Below are 6,761 nucleotides of genomic sequence, written 5' to 3' on the forward strand. Positions count from 1 at the left end.
AAAGTGAGCGGAGTAATTGAACCAATCAATAAAGTACTTTATAACCACATTGTTCCTTATTAATACTAAAAATAATATCTTATATAAAAATTGACTATAAGTGTATAAAATTTCTAAGAAGTCAAATAATAATATTGCAATTAGAATTATTGAAGTTTTAAAGGAGGTTAAATAACCAATGAAGGCAACAGGCATTGTTAGAAGAATTGATGATTTAGGAAGAGTAGTAATTCCAAAGGAAATAAGAAGAACTTTAAGAATAAGAGAAGGGGATCCACTTGAAATATTCACAGATAGAGAAGGCGGAGTAATATTAAAGAAATATTCTCCAATAGGAGAATTAACTGACTTCTCAAGAGAATATGCTGAAAGCTTACAACAAGCTATAGGTCATATAGTGTTAATAGCAGATAAAGATGCATTTATTTCAGCTAGTGGAGCACCTAAGAAAGATTACATAGAAAGAAAAATAAGCTCAGAATTAGAAGACATTATGGATGGAAGAAAAACAGTATTGTTAGATAAAAGTCAAAATGTTGTTATTCCATTACATAATGATGATGATGAAAGCAAATATGTAAATCAAGTTATTTCTCCAATATTAGCAGAAGGAGATGCAATAGGTACAGTAATTATTTTATCTAAGGAAGATGGAGAAACATTAGGAGAAGTAGAATTAAAATTGGCAGAAACAGCTGCAACATTTTTAGGAAAACAAATGGAACAATAGAGATTACATAAATAATTTTCTATTTGATAAAAATAAAAGTCATAATACCTTCAAATTTACAATAAAAATTATTAGTATAACTTGAAGTTTGGAGGTATTTTATGAAAAAACAATCCTTAATAAAAGGAAGTTTAATTCTTGGAATGGCAGGAATCCTAACAAGATTCTTAGGATTATTCTTTAGATGGCCTTTAATAATGTTAATTGGAGATGAAGGAATAGGCTATTATCAAATGTCATATCCTTTATATATGTTTTTTGTAGCAATGGCATCAGGAGTTCCTATAGCAATATCAAAAATGATTTCTGAAAATAATGCAATAGATGATATAAATGGAATTTTTGAGGTTATGAAAGAATCAGCAATATTAATGGCTATTTTAGGGACAGGCACAACTTTTGCACTATTTTTCTTTGCAAAACCTATTATTAGTTTTTTAAAATGGGATCCTAAGGCATATTACTCTCTTATTGGAATCTCTTTTGCACCTGTTATAATTTCATTTATAACTGTTTTTAGGGGTTTCTTTCAGGGGTTTCAGAATATGTCACCATCAGCTACATCACAACTTATAGAGCAAATTGGAAGAATTATATTTGGCGTAGGCTTAGCAGTAATATTATTGCCTAGAGGAATAGAGTATTCAGCTGGTGGAGCTGCTTTTGGAGCAACAGCAGGTGCTATAATGGCTGGAATATATCTATTTAGTAAATACAAAAAAGTTAAAAAAGAATATGGAATAAAAAAAATAAAAACCAATCCAGATGTTTTAAGCGATATATTAAGAATAGCAATTCCAATATCATTAGGTGCAACTGTTGGAAGTATAATGGGACTTATAGATTCAATTGTAGTGCCACAAAAGTTATTAGAGGCAGGATTAACTAATATGCAAAGCACTGTTTTATATGCTCAATTGACAGGAAAAGCATCTGTAATAGTTAATGTGCCATTAACTTTATCAATGGCATTATGCACATCTTTAATACCTATTATTGCAGAAAATTTTATTCTTAAGAATCATGTTGAAGTAAAAAGAAAAATAAATATGTCTATAAAAATGTCTGCTGTAATAGCTATACCTTGTATGTTTGGAATATTTTTTTTAGCTGAACCTATTATGAGGTTTATATTCCCAGGAAGATTTGCAGGAGCAGAAATATTAAAATATCTATCTTTATCAATTCCTTTTATAATTTTAACTCAAACTACAACATCTATTTTACAAGGAACAGACAATTATGTATTACCAGTAATTAATTTATTTATAGGTTGCTTTATAAAGGGAATTTTAACATGGATTTTAGTGCCTATAAAAGCATTTAATATTTATGGTGCAGTTATTGCTAGTGTAACTGCTTACTTAGTATCTTCTATATTAAATTTAATAGCAATGAGGTGGAAGTTAAAAATTAAACTTAATGTATATGAAATATTAATAAAGCCAGCATATGCATCAACTTTAATGATGATATTAGTATTAATAAGTTATAATTTTATTTATAAAAGTACAACAAGTAATGGTATATCTTGCTTAATATCTATATTTTTAGGTATTATAGTGTATATAATATTAATAATGTTACTTAAAGTATTTAAAATAGAAGAAATAAAAAGTAGATTTAGAAGAAACTAAAAAGGAGATTCCCAATGATTAAGATAGTAGGATTAGGACCAGGAGCTAAAGAAGCTCTAACAATAGGATGTATAGAAGAATTAAAAAATTGTAAAAATATTTTTTTAAGAACAGAAAAACATCCAACAGTAGATTATTTAACAGAAAATAATATTGAATTTAAAACTTATGACTATATCTATGATACTGAAGAAAGTTTTGATGAAGTTTATTTCAATATAGCAAATGATATTATAAATAAATATAAGCAATCTGGTGAATTAGTATATGCTGTACCAGGACATCCACTAGTAGCTGAAAAGTCAGTGTTTAATTTAATGGAGCTATGTAAAAAAGAAAATATAGATTATAAAGTCATTCCAGCTGTTAGTTTTATTGATGCTATGATGGAAAGTTTAGCAATAGATCCAATAGAAGGTTTAAAAGTAATAGATGCCTTTGATATAAACAATCAAATATTAGATAAAAGAATTGGAACTATAATTACTCAAGTATATAATCCACTTATAGCTTCTGAAGTAAAGCTAAGATTATTGCAACAATATGATGATGAAACTGAAATAGTATATGTAAGAGCAGCAGGGATAATTGGAGAAGAAAGTATTAGAAAAATTCCACTGTATGAATTAGATATGCAAGAAGATATAGATTACTTAACTTCAGTATATATACCAAAAGATTTAAATAACAAAAAAGATTTTTATGATTTATTAGAGACTGTAGAAGTTCTTAGAGGCGAAAATGGTTGTCCTTGGGATAAAGAACAAACTCATGAATCAATAAAAAATTCATTGATAGAAGAGAGCTATGAAGTAGTAGATGCAATAAATAATGAAGATGATGATTCTTTAATTGAAGAATTAGGTGATGTTTTATTTCAAGTAGTGTTTCATTCATCAATAGGCCAAGAAGATGGTTATTTTAATATAAATGATGTCGTTAAGGCTATTTGTGATAAAATGATTTATAGACATCCTCATGTATTTAAGAACTTAAAGAATGTTAATTCATCTAAAAATGTACTTGAAAAATGGGATGAACTTAAGAAATCAGAAAAAGGATACGAAACATTAACAGAAGAAATGAATGGAATAGCAAAATCACTTCCATCTCTTTTGAGAGCTTATAAGGTTCAAAAAAAGGCTAAAAGAGTGGGATTTGATTGGGATGATGTTAGTTTTGCGTTTGAAAAAGTAAAAGAAGAATTAAAAGAAGTAAAAGATGCATATATTAGTGAGAATGAGGAAAATATAGAAAATGAAATTGGTGATTTATTATTTTCGTGTGTAAATGTAGCTAGATTTTTAGGGGTAGATGGAGAAGAAGCATTAAACTCAACAATTAATAAATTCATTTCAAGATTCTCATATATTGAAAACAAGGCATTGGAAAAAAATTTAAATCTAAATGAAATGTCTTTAGAAGATATGGATATATTATGGGAAGAAGCAAAAAAACTAAATAAAAGTATAATAAAATAAAGGATTTATTTAGTTTTTGAAGAATAATTATTAAAAGAACTATATTACAATATTTATTATAGTAACAGTATCTGTGTTAATAAGTTATTTTTATATAGACGTTTAGGCACATTGGCTATATAATAAAGAGGTGTAATTTAGTACATATATGAAATAGTTAGACAATTAAATGTTATAACTTTATTTTGAGGAGGATGTAATTGTGAATAAAGCAGAATTAATAACTAGTATGGCTGAAAAAAGTAAATTAACTAAAAAAGATGCGGAATTAGCTTTAAAATCTTTTATTGAAAGTGTAGAAGAAGCATTAGAATCTGGTGAAAAAGTGCAACTAGTTGGCTTCGGTACTTTTGAAACAAGAGAAAGAGCAGCTAGAGAAGGAAGAAATCCTAGAACTAAAGAAGTGATCAATATACCAGCAACAACAGTACCAGTATTTAAGCCAGGAAAAGAATTCAAAGATAAGGTTAATAATAAATAGAAAAAATATGAACCCGAGTTTTCTCGGGTTCTTTTAACAAGGGAGCAATTATGAGATTAGATAAATATCTAAAGGTTTCAAGAATAATAAAAAGAAGAACTGTAGCTAAAGAAGCTTGTGAAAGTGGAAGAGTATCAATAAATGGAAAAGTTGCAAAGCCATCTACAGATATAAAAGAAGATGACATAATAGAAATAACTTTTGCAAATAGAATATTAAAAGCTAAAATAGTTAATATTAAAGAACATGTAAGAAAAGAAGATGCAAAAGAAATGTATGTTATTATTGAAGGACAAGAAGATAAAGAGTAGCTTAGATAAGTGTTTATCAAAGGCTACTCTTTAAATCTATAATCTTATAAGGTAAATAAAAAGGTTACTAATGAATAAATTAAAATATATCTTCATATATTGTATAAGACAAAGTATATGGGGGAATTTATTATGGAGAATAAAGATGAAAATAAGCTCAATGATAGAAATTCTAATTTATCTTTAGAAAATAGACAGAAGTTAATATTAAGTGGTGTTATAGAGGTTATAAGCTTTGATAGTCAAAAAATAGATTTAACAACTGTTTTGGGAAATCTAAGTATTAAAGGTTCAGATTTAAAGATGAATAAGCTAGATGTTAAAAATGGTGATGTGATAATAAATGGTAGCATTGATTCTATGGTTTACAATGGAAAAGAAGTAAAGAAGAGCAAAGAAAGTATAATTTCTAGGTTGTTTAAATAATTGGAGAGTTATACTAAATGCCGTTAACTTTGACAATGCAGTTTAATCTTCTTATGTATAGTGTTATAGCAGGACTTATAACAGGTTTTTTATTTGATATATATAGAGGCATAAGAGGGTTAAACTCAATAAAAATAATTACAGTTGTCGAAGACATTCTTTTTTGGGTACTTACTGCTCTAATTATATTTACTTTTTTATTGTATACTAATTATGCATTTTTAACTCCATATGTTTATATATTCATCATTATATCACTTTTAATATACTTGAAAGCTATAAGTAGTTATTTTTATTCATTAGAACAATTAGTAATAAAAAAAGTAAATACTTTTTTTAGAATAATTTTTAAGAACCTTATATATCCAATAAAAATAGTATTTTACAAAGTAATTGATAAAAGTAAATAGCACAAAAAAATTACTTGAATAATACCTTTAGAGTGTTTACAATATAAATAAGAGAATTTGAAATAGAGGTTCTGCAAATGAAAAAGTTAACATTTAGAAACATAATAATAATGGTATTACTTAGTATATTTGTTTTTAGTTATGTTAGACAACGATTGGCAATTGATAGAATAGAAAAACAACTTAATGAAAAACAACTTCAACTTGATGAAATAACTAAAAGAAATAATAGGCTTTCAGATGAAGTAGAAAAGATTGACTCTGGTTCAGGTGAATATCTTGAAAAACTAGCTAGAGAAAGACTTGGAATGATAAAACCAGGCGAAAAAGTAGTTAACAGCTCTGAACAAACATCAAATTCTGAAAAATAGTTTTTAATAATATTATAATATATATTTTTATATTTTTAAGGAGGAAACTTTTAAACATGACCTTAGAGGCAGGAAACATATTAGAAGGTATAGTAGTAAACATTACAAATTTTGGTGCTTTTATTGAAGTTGAAGGCAAAACTGGATTAGTTCATATTTCAGAAGTTGCGGATTCTTATGTAAAAGACATTAGAGAACATCTTAAGGAACAAGATAAAGTTAAAGTTAAAGTTATCTCAATAGATGACAATGGAAAGATTAGTCTTTCAATAAAACAAGCAAATATTCAAAAAAAATCAGTAAAACCAGTTGAAATTGATTGGAACTCAAATACTGAAAAGAAGAAAAATGGTTCAGGAAATTTTGAAGACATAATGTCTAGATTTTTAAAAGATAGTGAAGAAAGAATGCAAGATGTTAAAAAACATCAAGAATTTAAAGGTAAGGGTGGTAAGAAATGCCCAGCCAAATAATTAAGTAAATTAAAAGATATATAATAATTTAATGCAAAATTAATTATTATATCTAAGTTTATTATGTTATATAAAGTCCTTATAAACAGGTTTTAATGCCTATTTATAAGGCATTTTTTGTTCTTTGGGAATTTATATTGTTAAACAATCTGAGGACAACTTATAGAATGCTGTATTTTAAAGATATGATAAGTACATTTAAAGAATAAAAAATAATCATTGCCGCACCATTATTCTTGCGTTACATTTGGAAATGGGACATGGCTAAAAAAATCGACGGCTCTAAAGTTTCTTTGGCGATTTTGTTCTGTTATTAGGATGAAATTTTGAAAAAAGATAAAAAAATATCAAATATATGTTGACAGTGTAGAAACTATACAGTATAATAAATTTTGTCGTTAGGAAATAACCTAACTGGTAAGCCGAAGTGGCGGAACTGGC

At 26.8% G+C, this 6,761-nt stretch carries 9 protein-coding genes; all 9 read left to right on the forward strand.

Annotated features, from left to right (window positions below; genetic code table 11):
- Positions 1–178 precede the first annotated feature (178 nt).
- On the forward strand, positions 179–730 hold the full coding sequence (spoVT, locus tag NG904_RS15765; RefSeq protein ID WP_252224248.1) for a stage V sporulation protein T: 552 nt from the start codon (positions 179–181) through the stop codon (positions 728–730).
- A 101-nt stretch (positions 731–831) separates the two neighbouring features.
- Complete coding sequence (locus NG904_RS15770; protein WP_252215927.1) at positions 832–2,367, forward strand: putative polysaccharide biosynthesis protein; 1,536 nt, start codon at positions 832–834, stop codon at positions 2,365–2,367.
- A 14-nt stretch (positions 2,368–2,381) separates the two neighbouring features.
- Entirely contained in the window at positions 2,382–3,848 is a 1,467-nt protein-coding gene (gene yabN, locus NG904_RS15775; RefSeq protein WP_252232620.1) for a bifunctional methyltransferase/pyrophosphohydrolase YabN, read from the forward strand.
- 202 nt (positions 3,849–4,050) lie between these two features.
- Positions 4,051–4,329, forward strand: coding sequence for a non-specific DNA-binding protein Hbs (hbs, locus tag NG904_RS15780; protein ID WP_003374604.1), 279 nt, complete (start codon positions 4,051–4,053; stop codon positions 4,327–4,329).
- 50 nt (positions 4,330–4,379) lie between these two features.
- Positions 4,380–4,640 (forward strand): RNA-binding S4 domain-containing protein, encoded by a 261-nt coding sequence (locus tag NG904_RS15785; RefSeq protein ID WP_252215921.1) that lies wholly within the window; start codon positions 4,380–4,382, stop codon positions 4,638–4,640.
- A 132-nt stretch (positions 4,641–4,772) separates the two neighbouring features.
- Positions 4,773–5,066: a sporulation protein YabP gene (gene yabP / locus NG904_RS15790; protein ID WP_252215920.1), complete on the forward strand. Its 294-nt coding sequence runs from the start codon at positions 4,773–4,775 to the stop codon at positions 5,064–5,066.
- Between the two features lie 17 nt (positions 5,067–5,083).
- Positions 5,084–5,476, forward strand: a complete 393-nt coding sequence (gene yabQ, locus NG904_RS15795; protein ID WP_252215918.1) for a spore cortex biosynthesis protein YabQ — start codon at positions 5,084–5,086, stop codon at positions 5,474–5,476.
- 77 nt (positions 5,477–5,553) lie between these two features.
- Positions 5,554–5,847: an FtsB family cell division protein gene (locus tag NG904_RS15800; protein ID WP_252215916.1), complete on the forward strand. Its 294-nt coding sequence runs from the start codon at positions 5,554–5,556 to the stop codon at positions 5,845–5,847.
- A 56-nt stretch (positions 5,848–5,903) separates the two neighbouring features.
- Positions 5,904–6,320, forward strand: coding sequence for a S1 domain-containing RNA-binding protein (locus tag NG904_RS15805; protein ID WP_252232622.1), 417 nt, complete (start codon positions 5,904–5,906; stop codon positions 6,318–6,320).
- Positions 6,321–6,761: the final 441 nt, after the last annotated feature.

Origin of the sequence: Clostridium sp. ZBS15, assembly GCF_023845705.1 — a bacterium.
Classification (GTDB): domain Bacteria; phylum Bacillota; class Clostridia; order Clostridiales; family Clostridiaceae; genus Clostridium; species Clostridium aquiflavi.